Source organism: Caballeronia sp. LZ032, assembly GCF_031451315.1.
In the GTDB taxonomy this organism is placed as follows: Bacteria; Pseudomonadota; Gammaproteobacteria; order Burkholderiales; family Burkholderiaceae; genus Caballeronia.
Genome location: NZ_JARUXP010000002.1, coordinates 1,169,502 through 1,192,317, shown reverse-complemented (window position 1 = coordinate 1,192,317; position 22,816 = coordinate 1,169,502). Strand labels below are relative to the sequence as shown.

The window sequence follows — 22,816 nt, the reverse complement described above, 5'->3', positions numbered from 1 at the left end:
GATGGTGATGGAGTACAAATGGATGGCGGCCTGCGTGGGCGTGATGTTCGTCGTGAGCGTGATGCTCTGGGCGCACAAGATGAGCAAGAGGCATCTGGGCATTCAGCTGCAACAGGACAGCGCGTTTCGCGAGCGGATCAGTGCGATCGAAAACGCCTGCCGCGATGAACTGGCGGCAAGCCGCAAGCGCATCGACGAACTGACGCAACAGGCGACTTCGCTGCAAGCCGCGCTCGACCGCGCGCATGCCGAACGCGATGACCTGCACGACACGCTGACGGCAGCACGAGCGCACGCGGGCGAGCGCCTGCAACAGGCGAGCCGTATCGCCGATGAAGCCGCGCGCCTCAAGGTGCTCACGCTCACGTTCGAGCGCTGGCACGAGCAGATGATCTCGCTGATGGCGCAGAACCGCGACATGCATTCGAAGAACCAGGAGCTTTCGGCGATCGTGCAGCACGTGCTGATCGTGTCGCTCAATGCGTCGATCGAGGCGGCGCGCGCGGGTTCGGCGGGACGCGGGTTCTCGATCGTCGCGAGTGAAGTGCGATCGCTGGCTTCGCGGTCGCAGGAGTTGTCGAAGAGCTATCGCGACAGCCTGCTGCGCAACGACCTGACCACCGCCGCCACGTTCCAGGACATCCAGGCGGGCGGCAAGATGATCACGGCGTCGCTCGGCAGCGTGGAAATGCTCGCGGGCCGGTTCCGCACGGAGATGGAACAGGTGGCCGCATGATTTCGGAAGAGGCACGGCGCAGTATCGGGCAGATTGTGGAGCAGGCCGTGTGTGCGCGATTGCGCGCGCGAGACGATGCGCCGATGGAGATCACGGAAGCAGACGAGCAGCAGCATCGCGCGACGTTGCCGCAGCATGCATTGGTGTTGACGATCTCGTCACTCACGTTTCGCCTGCTCTTCGTGCTGCACTTCAGCGACGACGACGCCACCCGCGCCTGCTATCCCGGCCTGAATCGCGGGCACGCGCTGGCGGACGTGCTGATGGAGCACGTCAACCTGTGTTGCGGCTCGATCAACCAGCAACTGGTCGCGCATTTCCCGGATCTGGGCATGTCGACGCCGTTTGCGCTGAGCAGCCGCTGCATCGACTTCATCGAAGAGCTCAAGCCGGATCATGTCTGGCGCTACGCCCTGCGTCCGGGCGGCGAAGCGCATCTGGCGGTCACGGCGTGCGTCTGCGCGCAGGCGCCCGTGGACTTCGCGGCAAGCGCCATGGAGGAACAGAGCGAGGGCGAACTCGAACTGTTCTGAACACGCGCGGGACTGTGTCAATGGCAATGAAGCGCCTCGGGCGCAAGGAATGAGAAAGATGGCAAAGGTATTGGTAGTGGATGATTCGAGCACGGTACGCGATGAGGTGGCCGGCTTTCTGAAGAGCAGCGGACTGGATGTGGCGACTGCGGTGGACGGCAGGGACGGCCTGGCGAAACTGCGCGCGGATGCGGGCATCCGTTTGATCATCAGCGACGTGAACATGCCGAACATGGACGGCCTGACGATGGTCGAGAAGATTCGCGGTGAACTCGCGAACCAGACGGTCAACATCATCATGCTGACGACGGAAAGCAGCCCGGCCATGAAGGAGCGGGGCAAGGCGGCGGGCGTGAAGGGCTGGATCGTGAAGCCGTTCAAGGGCGATGCGGTAATCGCCACGTTCCGCAAGCTGGCTTCATAGCGAAGTGAAGCGGGCGGTGTGAGGGACCGCGCTTTCTGGGAGAATCGATTTCTTCTCTCTACGCGTCGTCACGTCACTCAGGCTATGGGCCCACAACTCGACATCGATCTGCTGCGCAACTTCGTCGCCATTGCCGAATCTGGCGTGATGAGCCGCGCGGCCGGCGAGGTCGGGCGCACGCAGGCCGCATTGAGCCAGCAGATCAAGCGGCTGGAACTGATCGTCGAGAAGCCGCTGCTCGTACGCGGCGCGCGTGGCGTCACGCTGACCGTGCACGGCGAGCGACTGCTCGTGCATGCACGCAGGATTCTGCGTACGCACGATGACGCCGTGGCCGAACTCATCGGCGAAAGTTTGTCCGGATCGTTGCGGCTCGGTTGCCCCGAAGATTACTCGCAGGTCTTCGTCCCGCCGATTCTCCAGGGATTCGCGATGCAGCATCCGCAGGTGCTGATCGAAGTAGTCTGTGCGCCGACCGTGCGCCTGTTGCATCTGCTCGATCAGCATGACCTCGATCTGGCCATCGTGTCCGTGCCGGACAGCGCCCGCAGCGATCAATTCCTGCGCCGCGAATCGTTCGTGTGGGTCGGCAGCGGCGAAAGCGACGCGATGAATCACGACCCCTTGCAACTCGCGCTCTCCGAGCCGGGCACGCTGGATCATCAGGCGGCCATTACGAGTCTTGGGCGCATCGGCCGGAAATATCGTATTGCTTATGCAAGCGCCAGTCTCGCGGGACTGACGGCGGTGGTGCGTTCGGGACAGGCTATCGCGGTGCTCACGCAGCATGCCGTGCCGCCTGATCTCGTGACCTTGGCCGTATCGAACAGCCTGCCTGCATTGCCTTCCGTAGGCATCGTGGTGCAGCGGGGCCGTGGGCCTTCGTCCCGGTTGCTCGACCGCTTCGAAGGGCACGTCAAATCCGTATTGCCGCTGCTCTGACCCAGCGCGTCCGGGCAGCGCGTATGCCCGGTCATTCTTCTCCATCCCCGAATGGTGCCTTCTTGGTTTGAAGGATTCTGCCGTCGCAATCAATCCGGCAACATGGATTCAGTTGCGCTGCAGACATGACCCCGAGAGCCTCCATAGCTTCTGACGAATGCAGCGTTGTGATGTCCTTCCAACAGGAGATTCGATCATGACTTCGATTCCAGTCGTTCGCTACCAGTCCGAAAACATCGACGGCCTCAACGTGTTCTATCGCGAAGCCGGTCCGAAGGATGCGCCCGTGGTACTGCTGCTGCATGGCTTTCCCACTTCGTCGCATATGTTCCGCAACCTCATTCCGGTACTCGCCGGAACGTATCGCGTGATCGCGCCGGACTATCCCGGCTTCGGTCAAAGCGATGCGCCGGATCACAAGACCTTCAAGTACGGCTTCCAGGCCTTTGCCGATATCGTCGATACCTTGCTGGCGCGGCTTGGCGTCGAACGCTTTGCCATGTATGTGATGGACTATGGCGCGCCGGTGGGTTATCGGCTTGCGCTGAAGAATCCGGCGCGTGTGACGGGTCTGATCGTGCAGAACGGCAATGCGTATGAAGAAGGACTGCGTGAGTTCTGGAATCCGATCAAGGCTTACTGGAACGACAACTCGGCGAAGAATCGCGAAGCGCTGCACGGTCTCGTGACGCTCGATATCACCAGGTTCCAGTACACCGACGGCGTCTCGGACGTGTCCCGTATCAGCCCCGACAACTGGGTTCACGATCAGGCTCTGCTCGACCGTCCGGGCAACCGCGACATCCAGATGGACCTGTTCCTCGACTATGGAACGAACGTGCCGCTCTATCCGCAGTTCCAGGCGTTCTTCCGTGAACACCGGCCGCCGACGATCATCGTCTGGGGCAAGAACGACAAGATCTTCCCGGAAGACGGCGCGCATCCGTATCTGCGCGATCTGCCCGATGCGGAAGTGCACATTCTGGACACGGGACACTTCGCGCTGGAAGACAAGCTCGATGAAATCGGTCCGCTGCTGCTCGGCTTTCTTGATCGCACGATTGGCGCGAAGAAGGCCTGATTGAACTGAGTCATTAGCGAGTCTGTGAGGGCAAATCAGGGTAATCCCTGATTTGCCCTTTATTTTTGTTCCCGTCACTGTAAACGGATGTTGTTGACGAAGTACATTTTCAACATTCATTCGTTCAAGGTGACTTTGCTTGAGTTCAACGATCATCCAGGGCGTCAGCGCCCGAGCGCTTGCCGAGGCCTATGCCGAGGGCAGCGCCGATCCCGTCGAGGTCGCGCAACAGGCGCTGTCGGCCGCGCGCGGGGCCAATAGCGCATTCATCTCCTTCGATGAAACCCGCACGCTCGACGAAGCGCGCGCCTCAGCGCAGCGCTGGCGCGACAAGCGTCCGGCCAGCGCGCTCGATGGCGTGCCGGTCGCGTGGAAGGATCTCTTCGATATCAGCGGCAGCGTCACGACGGCCGCTTCCGCGCTGTATCGCGACCGCGCGCCCGCCACGGCCGACGCGCCGCTCGTCGCGGCCAGCGTGCGCGCGGGACTGGTCGGCATCGGCAAGACCAATCTCAGCGAGTTCGCGTATTCCGGGCTCGGCCTGAATCCGCATTACGGCACGCCATTCAATCCGGCCTACGAGGGCGCGCATCGCGTGCCGGGCGGATCGTCGTCGGGCAGCGCGATTGCGGTCGCGATGGGCGTCGTGCCGATCGCCATCGGCACCGATACGGCCGGCTCCATTCGTGTACCGGCGGCGCTGAACGGCATCGTCGGATATCGGGCGAGCCGGGCGCGCTATCCGCAGGCAGGCGTGACCGGCCTGTCGCGCTCAGCCGACACGCTCGGGCCGCTTGCGCGCACCGTCGCGGATTGCGCGGCATTCGACGCCGCCGTGCGCGGGCAGCCCGCCATCGCAGCGACGGCGGACGTGCGCGGTCAACGCTTCATCGTGCCGTCGGGATGGCAGACGCGTTTCGCGGTGACGGACAGCGTCGCGAACAACTTCATGCGCTTCGTCGCGATGCTCGTGCGGGCCGGCGCGCGCATCGACGAAATCCCGCTCGCGGCATTCGACCAAACCTGCGAACTGCTGAAGACACGCGGCTGGTTCGGTTCGCTCGAAGCGTTCGAGCTTTATCGCCCGGTGCTCGATTCCGCCGATGCCGAGCGTATCGATCAACGCGTGCGTAGGCGCCTCGAACTGAGCCGCGACGTGCCGCCTTCACGTCTTGCCGAACTGCTCGATGCACGCGCGCCCTTGATCGCGCGCCTCCGCGAAGAACTCGCAGACGCGACCATGCTGCTGCCGACCGTGCCGCACGTCGCGCCTGAAGTCGCGCCGCTGGAACGCGATCCCGACCTGTTCGCGGAGGTCAATCTCGCGACGCTCTCGATGACGATGCCCGGCAGTTATCTCGACACGCCCGCGTTCGCGATGCCGACAGGCGTCGACGAACAGGGACTTCCCACCAGCGTGCAGCTGATGCGCGCGCAAAACGACGACGACGCGCTGATCGGCGTCGCACTGGCCGTCGAGCAGACGGTCGCACTGAACTGAATTGCTCAAGGAGAACGGTATGGCCAAGGAAATACTCGTTGCATTCGGCATCGACGTGGATGCGGTGGCCGGATGGCTCGGCTCGTATGGCGGAGAAGATTCGCCCGACGACATCTCGCGCGGCTTGTTCGCGGGTGAGGTCGGCTCGATGCGGCTTTTGAAGCTGTTCGAGCGCGAGAAGATCAGAACGACCTGGTTCATCCCCGGGCACTCGATTGAAACCTTCCCGGAGCAGATGAAGGCGGTTGCGGATGCGGGACATGAGATCGGCATTCATGGCTATAGCCATGAGAATCCGATTGCGATGACGCCCGAGCAGGAAGAGGCGGTGCTCGACCGCAGCATCGAACTGGTGACGCAACTGAGCGGCAAGCGGCCGACCGGTTACGTGGCGCCGTGGTGGGAGTTCAGCAACGTCACCAACGAACTGCTCGTGAAGAAAGGCATCAAGTACGACCACAGCCTGATGCACAACGACTATCACCCGTACTACGTGCGCGTCGGCGACTCGTGGACGAAGATCGATTACAGCAAGCATCCGGACACGTGGATGAAGCCGTTGCAACGCGGTCACGAAACGGATCTCGTCGAGATTCCGGCCAACTGGTATCTCGACGACCTGCCGCCGATGATGTTCATCAAGAAGGCGCCGAACAGCCATGGCTTCGTGAACCCGCGGCATCTGGAAGAGATGTGGCGCGACCAGTTCGACTGGGTGTATCGCGAGCATGACTATGCGGTGTTCCCGGTGACGATTCATCCGGACGTGTCGGGCCGTGCGCAGGTGCTGCTGATGCTCGAACGATTGATCGCGCATTTCCGCAAGCATGAAGGCGTGCGCTTCTGCACGTGCGACGAGATTGCCGACGACTTCCTGCGGCGCAGCCCACGCAAGTCCTGACCCTCACCGACCCAAGGCCCCGACCCATGAACTCCTCTCCCTTGCGCGAAGGCGCGACGATGGACGGCCAAGCGCCGTCCGCTTCATCCGGATTCAAACTCGAGACGATCCTGCCGGCCGACGTGAAGCGCGCGACCATCGTCGCGTTCTTCGCGTGGGTGTTCGCCGTGTATGACTTCATCCTGTTCGGGACGCTGTTGCCGGAGATCGGCAAGCACTACAACTGGGATGCTGCCGCGCAGGCGGAGATTGCCACGCTCGTGGCGATCGGTACGGCGGTAATTGCGTTTGCGATCGGGCCGTTACTCGATCGCCTGGGCCGCAAGGCGGGCCTGCTGTGGACCGTGGCGGGCGCCGCGGTCTGCTCGGGACTCACGGTGGTGGGCGGCGCGATGGGACAGGTTCCGCTCGTGCTGATCCGCTCGCTTTCCGGCTTGGGTTATGCGGAGGAAACGGTCAACGCAACCTATCTCAACGAACTGTATTCGGCCGCCAACGATCCGAAACTCAACGCCCGCAAGGGCTTCATCTATAGCCTCGTGCAGGGCGGCTGGCCGATTGGCGCGCTGATCGCATCGGGGCTGACGGCGCTGCTGCTGCCGCGCATCGGCTGGCAAGGCTGCTTCGTGTTTGCGACGTTTCCGGCCATCGTCATTTTCTTCATGACGCGACGGCTGAAGGAAAGCCCGCAGTTCCTGCTGCACAAGCGCATCAAGCAATTGCGCGAAGCAGGGCAGGACAGCGAGGCGCGCGGACTGGCAAGCGCCCATGCGGTGGATTACGAAGAACATAGCCGCGCGGGACTTGCGGAAGCGTTTCGCGGTAGTGCACTACGCGCGACGCTCGTGCTCGGCGGCGGCATCCTGCTGAACTGGTCGGCGATCCAGGTCTTCAGCGTGCTTGGTACGACGGTGCTCACGCGCGTGCATGGCGTGTCGTTCGAGAACTCGTTGCTGATTCTCGTGCTGTCGAATGTTATTGGTTATTGCGGTTATCTGAGCCATGGCTTTATCGGCGACAAGATTGGCCGGCGCAATACGCTGGCGATCGGCTGGATGCTCGGCGGACTGGCGTTCGCGGGCATGTTGTTCGGGCCGAGCAGCTCGGCGGTGGTCGTCGCGTTGTATAGCCTCGGGCTGTTCTTCCTGATCGGACCGTATTCGGCGGCGCTGTTCTTTATCGGCGAAAGCTATCCGACTGCGATTCGCGGCACGGGCAGCTCGATTGTTCATGCGATGGGTCCGATTGGCGCGATTCTCGCGGGCGTCGGCGTCACGTCGATGCTCAATCATGGCGGCGACTGGCTGCATGCGGCGCTGTGGTTCGGCGCGGTGCCGTGCTTCCTGTCCGGCGTGCTCATTCTGTTCGCGCGGCATGTCGATCCCGCCGACGTCAAATAACCTGGAGGTCTTCGTGAAAGTTGCATTGGTGACAGGCGCGGCAAGCGGTATTGGGCAAGCGCTGGCGGTGGCGTATGCGGAACAGGGCGTGGCGGTGGTGGGCGGATACTTTCCGGGTGATCCGCACGATCCGCAGGCCACCGCGCATGCCGTGGAAGCGGCGGGCGGGCAATGCCTGATGCATGCGGTGGACGTGACATCGGCGGATGAAGTCGAGGCCTTTGCGCAGGCGGCGATGGCGCGCTTTGGGCGCATCGATTACGCGGTGGCGAATGCGGGCTTGCTGAGGGCATCGCCGTTGACGGACATGAGCGATGACCAGTGGCATCAGATGCTCGATGTCGACTTGTCCGGCGTCATGCGCACCTTTCGTGCGGCGGCGCGCCACATGACGGACGGCGGCGCGATGGTGGCGATTTCATCGATTGCGGGCGGCGTGTACGGCTGGGAAGATCACACGCATTACTCGGCGGCAAAGGCAGGCGTGCCGGGCTTGTGCCGGGCGGTAGCGATGGAACTCGCGCCGCGCAATATCCGCTGCAATGCGGTGATACCGGGGTTGATCGAAACGCCGCAATCGCTCGATGCCGTCAATTCGCTCGGACCCGATGGCTTGCGCGAGGCGGCGAAGGGCATTCCGCTAAAACGTGTGGGCGCGCCGCGCGAGATCGCGACGTTGATCCGCTTTCTCACGAGCGATGACGCTTCGTACATCACGGGCCAGTCGATCATCGCGGACGGCGGCTTGACTGTGCGCTGGCCGGGCTGAACACAACGTGGAGGCATGAATCATATGGCATCGACCTTTTCACTCGATGGCCGTCGCGCGGTGGTGACGGGCGCGGCGAGCGGCATCGGCGCGGCGATTGCGAAAGCGTATGCGGAAGCGGGCGCGCGTCTCGTGCTGGCGGACCTCAACGCGGCGCGTCTCGCCGCGCAAGCCGATTTATGCCGTGCGCAGGGCGTGCGTGTCGAGACCATTGCCGCCGATGTGGGCGACGAAGCGGGCGCGCATGGCATTGTGGACCGGTGCATCGAAGCGTTCGGCGGCATCGATATTCTCGTCAACAACGCGGGCATGTTGACGCAGGCGCGTTGCGTCGATCTCAGCGCGTCGATGTGGGACGAGATGATGCGCGTGGATCTGCGCAGCGTGTTTTTGTGCTCACGACGCGCGTTGCCCGCGATGACAGCGCAGCGTTGGGGGCGCATCATCAACGTAGCGTCGCAACTGGGCATCAAGGGCGGTGCGGAACTGACGCACTATGCGGCGGCGAAGGCGGGTGTGATTGGTTTCACCAAGTCGCTCGCGCTGGAGGCGGCGCCGGACAATGTGCTGGTGAACGCGATTGCGCCTGGGCCGATCGAGACGCCGCTCGTCGATGGCATCTCTTCGGCGTGGAAGGAGATGAAGTCGAAGGAGCTGCCGTTGCGGCGCTTCGGACGCGCGGAGGAAGTGGCGCCCACTGCGGTGCTGCTGGCGTCGGATCCGGGCGGCAATCTGTTCGTCGGGCAGACGCTGGGTCCGAATTCCGGCGATGTCATGCCCTGATGCAAGGAGTGGATGGCTATGTGCGGCATGTGCGGGTTGCTCGGCGGCGGGCGGCATTGGTCGAACACGGTGGCGGCGGGCGAAGGCGCGAACGCGCGGCGGCAACGCTATGTGCAGGTGGCGCATGCGAACCGCGTGCTCGAAGGGTATCGGCTGAGGCTCGCGGATTTTCATGGACAGTCGTTCGTGCTGTCATCGCCGACGGGTGCGCAGCTTATCGTCGAGGACTTCATGCAGATATGGAAGGCCGCTGAAACGATGCTTGGCAAACCGCTCGATCCGCTCGCCATGTTCGCCGATGACGACGAGGCGCGATCATGAGTCTCGCCTACGATGTCATTCCGGTCACGATCGTGACGGGCTTTCTCGGCAGCGGCAAGTCGACGTTGCTGGCCGATGTGCTCAAGGGCGATGCGGCGCGCGACACGGCCGTGCTCGTCAACGAGTTCGGTGAAGTCGGACTGGATCATTTGCTGATGGGCGAAGTCGAAGCGCAGACGGTGCTGCTCGACAACGGCTGCATTTGCTGTGCGATTCGCGGTGAACTGAAGGATGCGCTGGCGACGCTCTTCTCGCGACGCGCGCGCGGCGAGGTTCCGCCGTTCTCGCGTGTCGTGCTGGAGACGACTGGACTCGCGACGCCCGCGCCCATCGTCGCGACCTTGCTGGGTGACCGGATCGTGTCGAGTCATTATTCGATTGGCGCGATTGTCACTGTGGTCGATGCGCTCAATGCGGAGCAGCAACAGGCGCGTCATCCAGAATGGCTTGCGCAGGTTGCGGCGGCGGATCGGCTATTGATCAGCAAGGCGGATCTTGCCGGGGATGCTGCTGTCGATGCGCTCGAAGGCATGCTGGCACGATTGAATCCGGCAGCGCGGACCATGCGCCGCACGCAGCGTGACGATGCTTCGCTGGTGCTCGATGTCGCTGCCAATGTGCATGACTTCGCGGATTTGGTGCGCCGCTCAGGTTCGCGCGCTGTGCAAGCTGTTGACGATGCACGGCCGCTTGCGAGTTTGAATGCGCATCGCGGCAAGTTATCGGGTATCGAATCGTTTTGCATCGACTTCGATGAGCCACTCGACTGGCCCGTTTTCACGCTCTGGTTCACGATGCTGCTGAACCGTCACGGTGATAACATCCTGCGAGTCAAAGGCCTGCTTGCGCTCGAGGGCGCACAGCAGCCGGTTGTCGTGCATGCGGTGCATCATCTCGTGCATCCGGTCCTGCATCTCGATGCCTGGCCGGACGGCGTGAAGCATTCGCGTCTCGTGTTCATCGCGGAACATCTCGATGGCGATGCCGTCCGCGATTCGTACCGGCGTTTCAGCCGGCATCTTCATCCACACACAGCAGAAACCGTCGATTGAACACTGCTCGTTCGAGTCCTTCAGCACCCGCGGTGCATCCCTCCAAGGTCGAGTTACGCGTCCTGGGCACGAGCGTCACGCTTCAGGAACATATCCGCAAGCGGGCGGAACAGGATCTTGGCATCAAGCTGCGCTTTGTCGTGCAGGACGGCGGCAGCGTGCAGCGCGATGGCGTCATGCATCCGGATCGCTACGAACTGTACGACCAGTGGTTTCATAGCATCGATTGTTTGTGGCCGACGCATGCGCTTCAGCCTGTGGAGCTTTCACGCATTCGCCGCTGGGATGAAGTCAATGCGTTGCCGCGGACGGGTCGGCTCGCGAAGACGAAGGCTCAACCAGCAGGTGGCGCGGGCTGTGTGCCTGCCGATCGGCTGTTCGTGCAGGCGGATGGCACGCTTGCGCGCAAGCCAAGCGAGCGCATCAGCATGCTGCCGCTCACGCATAACGCGGATAGCTTCGTTTATCTGCCCGATTCGATGCCCGCTTCGCTCATCGATGGCGAAGAAAGTTGGGCCTGGCTTCTTGCGCCTGAACTCGCGGGGCGCGTGGCGTTGCAGGCGGATGCAGCTATCGGCGCTATCGATGCGGCGCTTGCTGTCGAGGCCAGCGGGCTGATGCGGTTTCGGGATATCGGCAACCTGGAGATCGAGGAGATCGACGGACTCATCGGGACGTTGATCGAGTTCAAGCGGCGCGGGCACTTTGCAGGGTTCTGGTCTAGCTTTGCTGAAGCGGCGCAGTTGATGATCGCCAACAAGGTCGTGATTCAGAGTATCTGGTCGCCGGCTACTGTGGAGCTTGAGCGGGCGGGGTTGAACTTTCGGTTGGCTCGGCCGCGTGAGGGGTATCGGGCCTGGTTTGGCGGCATCGGGATTTCGCGGCTGGCGCATGGACGCGTGCTCGATGCGGCTTACGAGTACCTGAACTGGTGGCTCGAAGGCTGGGCCGGTGCGACGATGGCGCGGCAGGGGTTTTATATCTCTAATCCCGAGCGGTCACGCGCGCAGATGAGCGACGCGGAATGGGCCTACTGGTACGATGGTGCGCGCGCTTCCGCCGAATTGCCAGGGCCTACGAGCAAGCATCTCGTGCCAGTCGGGCAAGTGCGGGATGGCGGCGGGTATGTCGCACGCATGAGCCGGATCGCAGTTTGGGATTCGGTGATGGATGAGCATAACTACCTCGTGCGCCGATGGACCGAGTTCATGAGGTCCTGATGGCGCAAGTGCTTCTATGCAGTTGCTTTCACGATGACAAGACGCGCAAGCGCTTCCTCGCATAAGGTTGTTGCATTGACCGACGCGACGCAAATCGCCGATACGCAGATCGAGGCGGATAGCCGGCTGCGATATCGCGTGATTCATGACCGGCTTAAGTCGGCTATTGCTGTTGGCGCGATTGTGCCGGGGCTCGTGTTGCTCGAAGGGCCTGTGGCGCGGTTGTTTGGGACTAGTCGGGTGCCGGTGAGGAAGGCGTTTGAGATGCTGCATGCCGGGGGCTTGCTGCATACGTTTGAAGGGCGAGGGTATCTCGTTGCTCAGGCAGATGGAGGAGTGCCGGAGCCTTTGCGCGTGCCTTTGTCCGAGGAAACGCTAGGGTTTGATCGCAGGCCGGAGCCGCTTTCGATTCCTTCCACCAGTGAGCGGATTCTTGATTCGCTCGAAGCGGCGATTTCGCTGGCTATCGTTTTTGGTCACTTCAGGATCGATGAGAGTGAAGCGGCTGAGGGGTTTGGGGTCAGTCGGGGGACGGTTAGGGAGGCGCTTAATCGGCTGCGGGATCGGGGGCTCGTGGAGAAGTCGGCTTACTCGCATTGGCTTTGTGGGCCGCTTACGGCAAGGGCGGTGGCGCAGGATTATGAACTGCGAGGGCTGTTGGAGCCGGCTGCGTTGGTGGCTAGTGGGCCTTTGTTGGGGGCTTTGGTGCTTGAAGAGGCTTTGGCGGATGTTGAAAGAGCTATCGCCGATCCGGATTCGGTTGATGCGGGGGAGTTGCATCGGCTCGAGACCACGCTTCATGACACGTTTCTAAGCCGAGCGCCTAATGGGAAGTTGCTTGCCGCTATTGGGCATGCGCATATGCCGCTTATCGTTAATCACGCGTTTTATGATGCTTTTCAGCTGCATCCGGATAGGGGGACGTTGGTGGAGCATCAAGTTGTGATCGAACGCTTGATCCGTCGCGAGTATCGAAAAGCCGCCGACGCGCTCGCCGAACATCTCCATAACGGGCAGGTTCGGACCAGGCAAAGGCTTAAGGTGCTTGCCGTGTTGCCGGATCCGGAATTGCCGGGGTATTTGCAGAGGGTGGCGTGAGGCGCTTTACTGCTTCGGGCGGTGGTAATGGCCGGAATTCGGCCTTTGCGGACGTTCGCCGGTCACGGGCGGGACGGCTGTTCAACTCTCAGCACCGGCCGTTGATACCACGGTCATCTCGAACGGTGGTTCGCCTCCCGACCAACGGGCAAAAGCGGCCAGTTTGGGGCACTCATCGATGATCAGCTGCTGACGCTCCAATGGCCGTTGTGTTCCAAATAACCGACAACCGCGTTCCCGCCGGTTTATGTAGCTTGCCTAGTCAAAATAGGGCTCTAAAACCCCTTCAATCCAGTTCATAAAAGCGCGTACACGCTGGGACAGGTTACGGCGATGCGCCACGACGAGTGACGCGGCGAGAGGCTCAGGACGTAGGTCTGGCAAGATTTCCATGAGCGCGCCACTTTCGATGTGATGCGCGAGCGCTGAATATCCCGCCTGGATCAGTCCGATACCTGCAAGCCCAGCTGCATGATAGGTCTGGACGCTGTTGACCTGCATCGAGGCGGGAAGCGGAAGCGACGCGTAGCCATCGCCGGATGGGTATTCCCAACCGGCATGCCTTGCACCGAGGGTTCGCGTGTAGCTGACCATCCGGTGCCTCTGGCTGCGCAGATCATCGAGTGTGCGCGGCATGCCGTACCGTTCCAGATATTTTGGACTCGCCGCATTTGTCATGCGCAACTTACCCAACGACCTTGCAATCAGCGTCTCATCCACAATGGGTCCCAGACGAAGCACGCAATCGAACCCTTCCTGAACCAGATCGACCCGCCGGTCGGTGCTGGAAAGTTCGAGTTCCAACTCCGGATGCGCCATCAACAGATCGGGGAGTGCGGGAATCACGACGCTTCGTGCCAATTCGGTAGGCATGTCGACGCGCAAGCGACCTCGGAGCGATGCTGCTTGACCGGAAAACATGGATTGCAACTCCTGTGCGTCGGCCAGCAAGTCTCGTGCGCGCAAATAAAAGGCGCGTCCGTCCTCAGTCAATTGAACGCTTCTCGTCGTCCGGTGCAGCAGAGCAACCCCCATCTCGCGTTCGAGGTCACGAACGACGATCGAGACCCGTCCTTTCTGAATTCCCAGACTGTCCGCCGCGCGCGTGAAGCTCGCCATCTCGGCCACACGGGCAAAAACCAGAAGCGCATGGAGGTCTTGCATTGTTATTTCAATGGATAACAGAGCGTCTAATTTACCATCATTTATCACCGAATTTGGTGTCAGTAGACTTGCTCTCCACGTCGCCCACATCGGGCAACCTCGAGAAAGGGAGCTTTTATGAGTCGACACACCTCTCAAGTCAGCGCGGTTGTGATCTACCACTCTGGCTATGGGCATACCGCCCGTATGGCAAGCGCTATCGCCGAAGGCGCCGGTGCGGCACCGATCGCGATCGACGCCGACGGAAACATTGGGGAGGACGCGTGGGCAAAACTTGCTACCGCAGATGCCATCCTTTTCGGCTCGCCGACCTATATGGGCGGCCCGAGCTGGCAGTTCAAGAAGTTCGCCGACGCATCTTCCAAACCCTGGTTCGACGGGGCTTGGCAAAACAAAGTCTTTGGTGGCTTTACGAATAGCGCGAGTCTGAATGGCGACAAGCTCAACACGCTCGAATATTTCTTCCTGCTTGCAGGGCAGCACGGAGGCATCTGGGTCGGCATGGATATCAAGCCCGCAAATGTGAAAGCCTCGACGCGTGACGACCTGAACCGCATGGGCTCATACATCGCACCGATGGCGCAGACCCCGGCTGACGCGTCACCTCAAGAAATGTCGTCAGGAGACCTCGAAACCGCTCGCCGCTATGGCGCGCGCGTGGTAATGATCGCCGGTCACCTGAGGCTTGGAAAATCTCAGATCATCTGAGATACGCGAGTGGGGAGCGCGACGGATTACAGCGCGCCGAATTTTGCATGAAGCTTGTCCCTTAAGGAACGACCTTGAAATATAAGCAGCTTGGCCGGACCGGCCTATATGTATCCGAACTGTGCCTCGGCACGATGACAATGGGCGGCAATGCCGACGCGGGCATGTGGGCGTCGATCGGCGCGCTTGGGCAGAATGAAGGGAACCGGTTGATCGCCCACGCGCTTGCTGCTGGCGTTAACTTTATTGACACCGCCGATATCTATTCTTTTGGCCAATCCGAACGCGTCGTCGGGCACGCGCTGAGAGAGCTTGGAGTGCCGCGCAGCGAGATCGTGCTGGCTACCAAGACAGCCGGAGTGATGGGCCCGAAACCCAATGACCAGGGGGCATCGCGCGGTCACATCATGGACTCCGTGCAGAAGAGCCTGGAACGGCTACAGGTGGACCACATTGACCTTTACCAAATTCACGCTAGCGATCCGGTCACGCTGGTCGAGGAGACGCTGCGTGCTCTCGACGACCTGACGCGGCAGGGACTGGTCCGTTATGTCGGCGTCTCGAACTGGCGAGCCGGCAAGATTGGTAAAGCGCTTGGGATGAGTGCAGCGCTTCACGCCACGCGCTTCGAGACGCTCCAGGCCTACTATTCAATCGCCGGACGCGACGTAGAACGCGAACTGGTGCCACTCATAGTCGAAGAGCAGATGGGACTGCTCGTCTGGTCGCCGCTCGCCGGCGGATTGCTTTCCGGAAAGTTCGGGCCCGGCGCACCCGCCGACCATGATTCGCGGCGCAGCACGTTTGATTTCCCGCCTGTGGATCTTGATCGGGCGTGGCAGTGTGTTTCGGTGATGCGCGCCATCGCCGATGCACGCTGTGTCTCGGTCGCACAAATCGCGCTGGCCTGGTTGCTCGCCAAGCCGCATGTCACGAGCGTCATTATTGGTGCCAGACGGGTCGAACAGCTCGAAGACAATCTCAGCGCGGTCGATATCGTCCTATCCGATCACGAACTCGCGCGTCTTGACGCCGTGGGTGCCCTGCCGCCCCACTATCCGGGTTGGATGATCGAGCATCAGGACGCGAGCAGGCTTCCTCGACCTTTCATGGCGGCCGCAACGAAGTAGAACCCGCTACCGCTTACCAACATCTCCGGTGAAGGCATTTCAGCGCCCCGACCCGGACGTGATTTAAATCTGCCAACTACCAATGGAGATATAGATGCCAAAAGGTTATTTAATTGCGCACGTTAGCATTTCGGATGCACATGCGTATGCTGCTTATGCTAAAGCTGCCGGCGATGCAATGAAAGGCTTCAGCCCAAAGGTCATTGCGTCTTCGGGACTTTATGAAAACCTCGAAGGCGAGGCCCACGATCGGCACGTGATCTTCGAGTTTGACTCGTTCGAAGAGGCCAAGCGTTTCTACCACAGCCCCGGATACCAGGCGGCCAGGGCGCTTAGGGCTGCGGCAGCGACAGGAACCTTTGTCATACTCGAAGGGAATTCATGACTCTCCCTGCATTTTTGGACGCAAGTACCGGGCTCTAAAACAAGCTCGGCAATACCTTTCGCGCGCACAGTTTCGACGCAGGGCGTTGCGTTTCGTTTAAGCCTGGCGACGTTGGACTATTTGGAACGGTCGCCGTCTCACGTGTCCGGCGAGTGACGGCTGCAACCTGGAAGCCGCCGGGTCGATCGGCAAGACTTCGTGGGGGTCGAAGCGTATGGGGTGCAGAAGTGGCTCGGCGAACTAGCGCTTGCGCTCAGGCAGGAGAGTTACCGGCCGCACCCTATCAGAAGAGTGTTTATCCCGAAGGCCAATGGCAAGCTGAGGCCGCAGGGCATTTCGACCTTGTGAGATCGGGTGTGCATGACAGCAGCGATGCTGGTGCTCGAACCGATCTTCGAAGCGGACCTTCCACAAGAGCAATACGCTTATCGCGCGGGGCGAAACGCCCAGCAAGTAGTGATCGAGGTGGAAGAGCGACTGCATCGAGGGCAGACGGACGTCGTTGACGCCGACCTTGCGGACTACTTCGGAAGTATTCCACACGCCGAATTGATGCTGTCGCTCGCGCGGCGCATCGTGGATCGGCGCGCGCTGCATCTGATCCGGATGTAGCTGGAATGCCCCGTTGAAGAAGCCGATAACCGAGGTCGGAGGAAACGCACGACAGGGGCCCGAATAGCAGACGTGGCATTCCGCAAGGCTCACCCATCTCACCACTGCTGGCGAATATCTATATGCGCCGGTTTGTGCTGGCATGGAAGACGCTCGGACTTCAGCGCAGTCTTGGTAGTCGAATCGTGACCTACGAGTATGATCTGGTGATCCTGTGCAACACGGGTAAGGCTGAGGAAGCCTTGCTGCGTCTGCGCGAGATCATGAGAAAGCTGAAGTGCTGAAGTTGACGGTCAACGAGGAGAAGACACGAATCTGCAAGGTGCCGGAAGGCGAATTCGACTTCCTGGGGTACACGTTTGGGCGGTTGTACTCTGCGACGACAGGCCAGCCCGTGTGGGCATGCGGCCGTCGAGGAAGGGTATCCGGCGCATGGTCGAAAAGATTCATGCGATGACCGCCCTCGAGACAGTGTGGCAAGAGACCACGGAGCTGGTGGGCAGGTTGAACCGCACGCTGCGCGGCTGGGCGAACTACTTCAAGGTAGGCTCGGACAGACGCGCGTATCGGGCGCTCGACAGCTACACCGCTACGCGGTTGCGTCGGTGATTACGAACAAGTACAAGGTTCGACGTCGAAGGGGCGGGACTTATCCTTCCCAGCACCTCTTCCGGCACTTCGGTCTCGTGCGTCGACTGGTCCATGGTTGTGAACCTGCCGTGTGTGAAGGCGAGATGTCCTGTCCGAGAGCCGGATGCGGGAGATCTGCATGTCCCGTTCGACGAGCGGGATGTGGAAACGGCGTTAGGGCGAGGTTATTCGGGCACCGCCGAACGAAAGAGGCGGCGACAGACAAACCGAACCTACTTCTACCGCGCCACATTTCGACTCTACCGACTTCGGCAATTCGATATTGACCGCGTCCGGCCAATATCTGACAATCGACCGCGATCACTTTGATCGTCAACAATCCGTCACGCGCGCTCGGCCATGTATCGCGCGGGAGGCGCGCCCAGCTTCTTACGAAACATCGAGACGAAACTACTCGCGCTTTCATACCCGAGGTCGTCAGCGACCTGCTGTACCAACGCACCGGAACCCAGCCATTGGACGGCTAGCATCAGATGAAGCTGCTGTCGCCAGTTGCCGAAACTCATGCCTGTCTGATTGTTCAGTGCGCGTGCCAGCGTGCGTTCACTCATACCGACTCGCCGTGCCCACGTCCCCATCGTACTCCGGTCAGCAGGGTTATTTTTCATCATGTCGACCATTCTTCGCAATCGCGTGTCGGTCGGCATCGGCAGATGAAGATTGCCCAGCGGCGCTATGGCGATTTCATCTAGAAGCAAGGTAACAAGATGAGACTCGATGCCGCCGCTCTCATACATCGATGGCAGGCTGGCAGAACGAATCAGCAGTTCGCGCAAAAGGGGGGTCGCGGTGAGCGCGCAGCTGGTCGTCGGCTGCGCCGACGCAATCCAAGGTTCGATGAAGGCGACATAACACTCGAGCGTGCCGGAGGCAATAAACTTATGAACGACGCCGCCCGGCACCCAGATCGCGCTTTGCGGCGGCACGATCCACAAGCCGCCATCGACTTCGCAAGTCAGCACGCCTTGCATGGCGAGCATGAGTTCAGCTTTGCGATGCTGATGAAAGCCCATCTCCTTCCGGTCTCGAAGGAGGGCGGCCGCTTTCTTATCTATCGATTTCATGTCGAAACCGACCGTGCCGAAGGTCACCACTGGACGAGGAACATCATCGGGGTCCAGCCATTCGGCTGGGTCTGACATCTGGCTGAGGACAGGCATGAGCAGGGGCGCAAACTCGCTTGGCAGGAATTCCACATATTTTGACCATATTTCCTGATGTTGCCGAGCGTAAGGTTCTCTAGCATTGCCTGAACGCTGACGACGCGTGCGTAAGAGGGGCGATTCGTCATCGTGCCTGACACTCCAAACCTTTTCCGATGGGACCAATCCATGAATTCTCTCAGTACCACGCGCGTCGCCCAGACCTTGCAGCAGATGTTTGTAGAGGCGGAACAAGCAGATCGCGCGTTGACGGCGCAATTTCAAGACGTCGAGAACTCCGAGCAAATGCTGGCAGACGTGATCTCCGCACATTTCGCCGAAGAGCAGAGGGACTTGCGTGGCTTTTACCATGGCTATGCCGACAACTATCTGAACGTGACCCAGGAATATGGGAAGTTTCTCTATCAATGCGCACGCGCTAGCAAGGCAACCCGGATCGTCGAATTCGGGACGTCGATGGGCATATCCACCGTCTACTTGGCGGCAGCGCTGCGCGACAACGGCGGCGGTCATCTGATCGGCACCGAACTGGAACCCAGCAAAGCAGCACGAGCGCGCGCCAGCCTGGAAGCTTCGGGCCTAGCGGACATGGTCGACATCCGAGTGGGCGATGCGCGTCAAACTCTCGCTGACATTCATGAGGAAGTCGACCTGGTATTGCTGGACGGCGCGTTCAGCCTCTACCTGCCGGTGCTGAAGTTGCTCGAATCATGTCTGAGAGCCGGCGCGCTGATTCTGGCGGAAAACGCGTTCGATCAGGACAATCCTTATCTGGACTACGTGCGCAATCCTGCAAACGGTTATCTGTCGCAGTCCATCCCGATAAGCCCGGGCCGGGGAAACGAATTCACCGTTGCTACCAAATGAATCGATGTGCTTTCAGTAGTTTCGGTCAATGAGATGTATTTTTCATCGCCTGAAAAGTCGGTTTGAACGAGTTGAACGTTCGCTTTAATGGATTGCGCTTGGATTGCGCGGCGCGGTTAATGTTGGCCGGACGCGATCGGCCGCCCGCGTCCGGCCAACAAGCGACCTTCGCTGGCGTCACTGATGCAACACCGGCGATGAATCCTCGAGCGGCGCGTCCAATCACTTAAAGGTCATTCACGTCTGTGTTGGGCGTTAGCTTCGTTTAAGTTTTGCCAAGCCCTCGCGAGCTTCGCGCGCCCAGCGATACTCAGGTCGCACGCCAAGTGCCTCGAAGGCGTCAAGCGCCTCAAAAAAATCATTGGTCGCCTCTTCGTTTTCGCCGCAGAGCGCATGAAGCTTACCTCGATCCACTAGGAGCCGAAGAATCGCCAGGTCGCGCGGCGGTAGGCTTGTTGAAAACCGTTGTTGCGCCAAGCCGAATAAGTTAGCCGATTCTGCATAGCGCCCAGCGTCGCGGTACGTGCACGCAATATTGGCAAGCATCGTAACGGTCCAAGGGTGCTCAGGACCAAAACTCTTTTCGTAGATCGCTCGGGCGCGCTTATGCAGCGCCTCAGCGTCCGCGTAGCGCCCGGTGTCGCTGCACACGTTGGCTATATTCGCAAGCATCGTAGCGGTCCAAGGATGCACTGGACCGAAAATTTTTTCGTAGATCGTCCGCGCGCGCTCAGCAGCGCCTCGGCCTCGGAGTAGCGGCCGCTGTCACTGTACACGTTGGCAAGATTAGCGAGCGTCGTGGCGGTCGAGGGATGTTCCGGGCCGAGGGTTCTCTCCTGAATTGCTAGGACGCGCTTATGCAGTGCTTCGGCCTCGGCATAGCGCCCGGTGTCGCGGTATCCGCAGGCAAGATTAGCGAGCGTCATGGCAGCCAAGGGATGCTCTTGACCGAGAGTTTTCTCCTGGATTGCCTGGACTCGCTTGTACAGCGCCTCGGCCTCGGCATAACGCCCGGTGTCGCGGAATACCCTGGCAAGATTGGCGAGCGTCTTGGCGGTCGAGGGGTGCTCTAGGCCGAAGATTTTCTCCTTGATCGCCCGTACTCGCTCTTGCAGTGCCTCGGCCTCGGCATAACGCCCGGTGTCAAGGTAAAGGCTTGCAAGATTACCAAGCGTCGTGGCGGTCAGCGGATGCTCCGGGCCAAGGACTTTCTCCCGGATCGCCCAGACGCGCTTAAACAGCGGCTCGGCTAGCGCATAGCGCCCGGTGTCGCCGTACACGCTAGCAAGGTTGGCGACCGTTGCGGTGGTCCAAGGGTGCTCTGGACCGAAAGTTCTCTCTTGGATCGCCTGGACGAACTCATACAGTGCCTCCGCCTCGCCGTAGCGACCCGTGTCGCGGTAGACCTTGGCAAGATTGGCGAGTGTCGTGACGGTTGAGGGATGCTCCGCACCTAGGGCTCTCTCTTGGATTACCCGGACGTGCTCATATAGCGCCTCGGCTTCGACATAGCGCCCAGTGTCGCCGTATAAGTTGGCAAGACTGGCGAGTGTCCTGGCTGTTGACGGATGATTCGGACCGAGAGTTCTCTCTTGGGTCGCCTGGACCCGCTTATACAGTGCCTCGGCCTCGACATAGTGGCCGTTTGATAATGCGGCGGCCGCGAGCCACGACCAGATGGTTGTTGTCAACCGGTGCTCTGCGCCATAATTGGTCTCTGCCAACGGAAGAACAAGCTGACACACTTCTTCCAAAATGCGCCATTTGCCTGCCTCATCAAGTCGAGGCATTTGAGTGCTGGCCCAATGAACCGCCTTTTTTTGGTCGAACTGAGATAAATGCCTGATCGCCGCCAATACGGCTGGCTCTTGTTCTTGCGCAACCGTGCTTAATTCGCTTGATCCGCTTCGAATATCGAACCAGTCAAACAACGCTTGATGGATGTCCCGGTACAACTCCGGTCTGTCGTCCTGCTCGCGTTTCTGCAGCGCTTTTCGCAACAGGTTGTGGACAAAGCGAAGCCCCTCTCTCTCTCTTCAGAAATTAAACTTCGGCCATAAAGACGAGACCAGTCTGTGCTCGCCCGACCACCAAGAAATTTGTCGCTTAGCATATCCAGCACCTCCGAATCGAGGGCGGATAGATAACTGGCAACGCGCAGGAGCTTATCGCTTTCGCCGTCAAGGTGTTCCAAAAACCGGGCAAGAATCTGTGGCTGATCGCTCCCAAAATCTTCGGGACGCGGCACTCTGCCTTGGGCTGTGATGTTCCGATAGGTCAGGGCCTGCAGCTCGAGATAAAAAGGCAAATAAGCTTCTGTCTGTTCATCTACCGTGTGGCTTTCACCACTAGAGGATCCAGCGATCATGCGTATTCGTATCGTTGATTCCTGAACTCGCCACTTGATAAGGAGCGCGTTAGCATCGCGCCGGTTCAAACCGCCGAGTAAATATTCACTAATGACATCATTCCAGCGCGCCTCCGGATCTATTTCGTGCCACCGCAACTTGTCTCGTCCAAAGATAATGAACATGACACCGGGCGAATCCTGGACCAAAAGCCTTACCCAGTCGTCGATGCGCAGGGCCCCGGGGCCATCTCTCAGGCCACGGCCGCGCCACAAGGCCTCGTAGGTGTCCAGCATGATAACTATCCGTGGCGGCCGCTTACGAGCTAGCGCGTCCATTAAGTCGGCGCCAAAACAACTCGGCAACCGACGAAGCAATGCATCCTGCGAAAGTTCGTCGATATCGTAGAGCGTCCGGCCGCCGCTATCATTCCACCAGTCGATGAACGTCTGCCCCGCTTTCCCTAGCAGCTTAGTACCATATTTGGTAATCAAGCTGAAGCCAGGTATGGCGTGCACCGCCCCGCCTAGCTCGCCCAGCGCGAACATCGCTTGAAGCAGGGAGTCGAGATAGGGCGCGCCTGCGGTGAAGAAGCGAGTTCGCAGGTCTTTGAGATCGACGTCTGGCTGGGTTAGCGCCAAGTAACGCAGGCAGGCGAATTCAAACGTCGGAAAGTGCAGTCCTGACGTCGCGTGAAGTTGTCCGCGGATCGCCAGCAGGGCGGTTGCGATGGCGCGATTGTTAGCGTTTTCAAAGTCAATGAGCGCGTGCGCGAGAGGAGGAATAGACCGCGCGGTCGCCTGCTTCGACTTCAAAATTCGATCGAACTCCTCGACCAGCGCGGTCTTGCCCTGGCCGCCGACTCCAAACCACGAAAGAATTCGATATTCCGCTGAAAGTTGAGGTTTATCAAGGTTCTCTTTAAATCTGGAGGGCGACAATCATTTTGGCCGGTGTAGCGGCGAAGGTTTTGGCCGGTGGGGAGAAGTCAGAGGCGGCGTAGCCGCCGGAGAGTTCTCCCCACCGG

The 22,816-nt window shown here is 60.4% G+C and carries 27 protein-coding genes; 21 read left to right on the top strand and 6 right to left on the bottom strand.

Annotated features, from left to right (window positions below; translation table 11 throughout):
- Position 1 precedes the first annotated feature (1 nt).
- From QCE69_RS21050 to QCE69_RS20995, 12 genes are all read left to right on the top strand, one after another.
- Positions 2 to 736, top strand: a complete 735-nt coding sequence (locus QCE69_RS21050) for a methyl-accepting chemotaxis protein (RefSeq protein WP_409021223.1) — start codon at positions 2 to 4, stop codon at positions 734 to 736.
- Positions 733 to 1,269, top strand: a complete 537-nt coding sequence (locus QCE69_RS21045) for a hypothetical protein (RefSeq protein WP_309922685.1) — start codon at positions 733 to 735, stop codon at positions 1,267 to 1,269. The genes QCE69_RS21050 and QCE69_RS21045 overlap by 4 nt, the downstream gene beginning before the upstream one ends.
- A 58-nt stretch (positions 1,270 to 1,327) precedes the next feature.
- Positions 1,328 to 1,693, top strand: a complete 366-nt coding sequence (locus tag QCE69_RS21040; protein WP_309932727.1) for a response regulator — start codon at positions 1,328 to 1,330, stop codon at positions 1,691 to 1,693.
- A gap of 84 nt (positions 1,694 to 1,777) precedes the next feature.
- On the top strand, positions 1,778 to 2,635 hold the full coding sequence (locus QCE69_RS21035) for a LysR family transcriptional regulator (RefSeq protein WP_309932726.1): 858 nt from the start codon (positions 1,778 to 1,780) through the stop codon (positions 2,633 to 2,635).
- 196 nt (positions 2,636 to 2,831) lie between these two features.
- Positions 2,832 to 3,716 (top strand): alpha/beta hydrolase, encoded by an 885-nt coding sequence (locus tag QCE69_RS21030; RefSeq protein WP_309932725.1) that lies wholly within the window; start codon positions 2,832 to 2,834, stop codon positions 3,714 to 3,716.
- Positions 3,717 to 3,855: 139 nt separating this feature from the next.
- Positions 3,856 to 5,217, top strand: a complete 1,362-nt coding sequence (locus tag QCE69_RS21025; RefSeq protein WP_309932724.1) for an amidase — start codon at positions 3,856 to 3,858, stop codon at positions 5,215 to 5,217.
- Positions 5,218 to 5,236: 19 nt separating this feature from the next.
- Entirely contained in the window at positions 5,237 to 6,118 is an 882-nt protein-coding gene (locus QCE69_RS21020; protein ID WP_309815111.1) for a polysaccharide deacetylase, read from the top strand.
- A 26-nt stretch (positions 6,119 to 6,144) separates the two neighbouring features.
- A complete protein-coding gene (locus QCE69_RS21015; RefSeq protein WP_309922672.1) occupies positions 6,145 to 7,518 on the top strand; it encodes an MFS transporter in 1,374 nt (457 codons plus the stop codon).
- Between the two features lie 13 nt (positions 7,519 to 7,531).
- A complete protein-coding gene (locus QCE69_RS21010) occupies positions 7,532 to 8,287 on the top strand; it encodes an SDR family NAD(P)-dependent oxidoreductase (RefSeq protein ID WP_309922670.1) in 756 nt (251 codons plus the stop codon).
- 24 nt (positions 8,288 to 8,311) lie between these two features.
- Entirely contained in the window at positions 8,312 to 9,070 is a 759-nt protein-coding gene (locus QCE69_RS21005) for an SDR family NAD(P)-dependent oxidoreductase (protein ID WP_309932838.1), read from the top strand.
- Positions 9,071 to 9,088: 18 nt separating this feature from the next.
- Entirely contained in the window at positions 9,089 to 9,391 is a 303-nt protein-coding gene (locus QCE69_RS21000; RefSeq protein WP_409017889.1) for a hypothetical protein, read from the top strand.
- Complete coding sequence (locus tag QCE69_RS20995; RefSeq protein WP_309932723.1) at positions 9,388 to 10,443, top strand: GTP-binding protein; 1,056 nt, start codon at positions 9,388 to 9,390, stop codon at positions 10,441 to 10,443. Before QCE69_RS21000 ends, QCE69_RS20995 begins: the two co-directional genes overlap by 4 nt.
- 53 nt (positions 10,444 to 10,496) lie before the next feature.
- Here QCE69_RS20995 and QCE69_RS20990 read toward each other — a convergent pair whose 3' ends face one another.
- Complete coding sequence (locus tag QCE69_RS20990; protein ID WP_309932722.1) at positions 10,497 to 10,625, bottom strand: hypothetical protein; 129 nt, start codon at positions 10,623 to 10,625, stop codon at positions 10,497 to 10,499.
- Here QCE69_RS20990 and QCE69_RS20985 point away from each other — a divergent pair.
- Entirely contained in the window at positions 10,620 to 11,663 is a 1,044-nt protein-coding gene (locus QCE69_RS20985; RefSeq protein ID WP_309932721.1) for an extracellular solute-binding protein, read from the top strand. The two genes, QCE69_RS20990 and QCE69_RS20985, sit on opposite strands and share 6 nt — an antisense overlap.
- A 75-nt stretch (positions 11,664 to 11,738) precedes the next feature.
- Positions 11,739 to 12,761 carry a GntR family transcriptional regulator gene (locus QCE69_RS20980; RefSeq protein ID WP_309932719.1) on the top strand — a complete coding sequence of 341 codons (1,023 nt, stop codon included), beginning with the start codon at positions 11,739 to 11,741 and terminating at the stop codon, positions 12,759 to 12,761.
- 258 nt (positions 12,762 to 13,019) lie between these two features.
- Here the strand turns inward: QCE69_RS20980 and QCE69_RS20975 are convergent, their stop codons facing one another.
- Complete coding sequence (locus QCE69_RS20975; protein WP_309932717.1) at positions 13,020 to 13,925, bottom strand: LysR family transcriptional regulator; 906 nt, start codon at positions 13,923 to 13,925, stop codon at positions 13,020 to 13,022.
- 117 nt (positions 13,926 to 14,042) lie between these two features.
- Here QCE69_RS20975 and QCE69_RS20970 point away from each other — a divergent pair, with 117 nt between their 5' ends.
- The 6 genes from QCE69_RS20970 (at position 14,043) to QCE69_RS39565 (ending at position 17,369) form a co-directional block, all read left to right on the top strand.
- Positions 14,043 to 14,633, top strand: coding sequence for a flavodoxin family protein (locus tag QCE69_RS20970; RefSeq protein ID WP_309932714.1), 591 nt, complete (start codon positions 14,043 to 14,045; stop codon positions 14,631 to 14,633).
- A 74-nt stretch (positions 14,634 to 14,707) separates the two neighbouring features.
- Positions 14,708 to 15,763 (top strand): aldo/keto reductase, encoded by a 1,056-nt coding sequence (locus QCE69_RS20965; RefSeq protein WP_309932710.1) that lies wholly within the window; start codon positions 14,708 to 14,710, stop codon positions 15,761 to 15,763.
- A gap of 94 nt (positions 15,764 to 15,857) precedes the next feature.
- Positions 15,858 to 16,148 carry a DUF1330 domain-containing protein gene (locus QCE69_RS20960; protein WP_309932709.1) on the top strand — a complete coding sequence of 97 codons (291 nt, stop codon included), beginning with the start codon at positions 15,858 to 15,860 and terminating at the stop codon, positions 16,146 to 16,148.
- Between the two features lie 372 nt (positions 16,149 to 16,520).
- Positions 16,521 to 16,760, top strand: a complete 240-nt coding sequence (locus tag QCE69_RS39575) for a hypothetical protein (RefSeq protein ID WP_409021219.1) — start codon at positions 16,521 to 16,523, stop codon at positions 16,758 to 16,760.
- A gap of 122 nt (positions 16,761 to 16,882) precedes the next feature.
- Positions 16,883 to 17,044 (top strand): hypothetical protein, encoded by a 162-nt coding sequence (locus QCE69_RS39570; RefSeq protein ID WP_409021218.1) that lies wholly within the window; start codon positions 16,883 to 16,885, stop codon positions 17,042 to 17,044.
- Positions 17,045 to 17,192: 148 nt separating this feature from the next.
- The gene (locus QCE69_RS39565) at positions 17,193 to 17,369 is read left to right on the top strand and encodes a group II intron maturase-specific domain-containing protein (RefSeq protein WP_409021217.1); all 177 of its coding nucleotides are present in this window, start codon (positions 17,193 to 17,195) and stop codon (positions 17,367 to 17,369) included.
- 365 nt (positions 17,370 to 17,734) lie between these two features.
- Here the strand turns inward: QCE69_RS39565 and QCE69_RS20950 are convergent, their stop codons facing one another.
- Positions 17,735 to 18,607: a helix-turn-helix transcriptional regulator gene (locus QCE69_RS20950; protein WP_309932707.1), complete on the bottom strand. Its 873-nt coding sequence runs from the start codon at positions 18,605 to 18,607 to the stop codon at positions 17,735 to 17,737.
- A gap of 135 nt (positions 18,608 to 18,742) precedes the next feature.
- On the opposite strand from QCE69_RS20950, the gene QCE69_RS20945 reads away from it, so the two are divergent.
- The gene (locus QCE69_RS20945) at positions 18,743 to 19,441 is read left to right on the top strand and encodes a class I SAM-dependent methyltransferase (protein WP_309932705.1); all 699 of its coding nucleotides are present in this window, start codon (positions 18,743 to 18,745) and stop codon (positions 19,439 to 19,441) included.
- A 255-nt stretch (positions 19,442 to 19,696) separates the two neighbouring features.
- Here the strand turns inward: QCE69_RS20945 and QCE69_RS20940 are convergent, their stop codons facing one another.
- From QCE69_RS20940 to QCE69_RS20930, 3 genes are read right to left on the bottom strand one after another with little or no spacing between them, the layout of a single operon-like run.
- A complete protein-coding gene (locus QCE69_RS20940; protein ID WP_309922635.1) occupies positions 19,697 to 20,134 on the bottom strand; it encodes a tetratricopeptide repeat protein in 438 nt (145 codons plus the stop codon).
- The gene (locus QCE69_RS20935) at positions 20,098 to 21,396 is read right to left on the bottom strand and encodes a tetratricopeptide repeat protein (protein WP_309932704.1); all 1,299 of its coding nucleotides are present in this window, start codon (positions 21,394 to 21,396) and stop codon (positions 20,098 to 20,100) included. Before QCE69_RS20935 ends, QCE69_RS20940 begins: the two co-directional genes overlap by 37 nt.
- Positions 21,330 to 22,730 carry a hypothetical protein gene (locus tag QCE69_RS20930; RefSeq protein WP_309932702.1) on the bottom strand — a complete coding sequence of 467 codons (1,401 nt, stop codon included), beginning with the start codon at positions 22,728 to 22,730 and terminating at the stop codon, positions 21,330 to 21,332. The genes QCE69_RS20935 and QCE69_RS20930 overlap by 67 nt, the downstream gene beginning before the upstream one ends.
- Positions 22,731 to 22,816 lie beyond the last annotated feature (86 nt).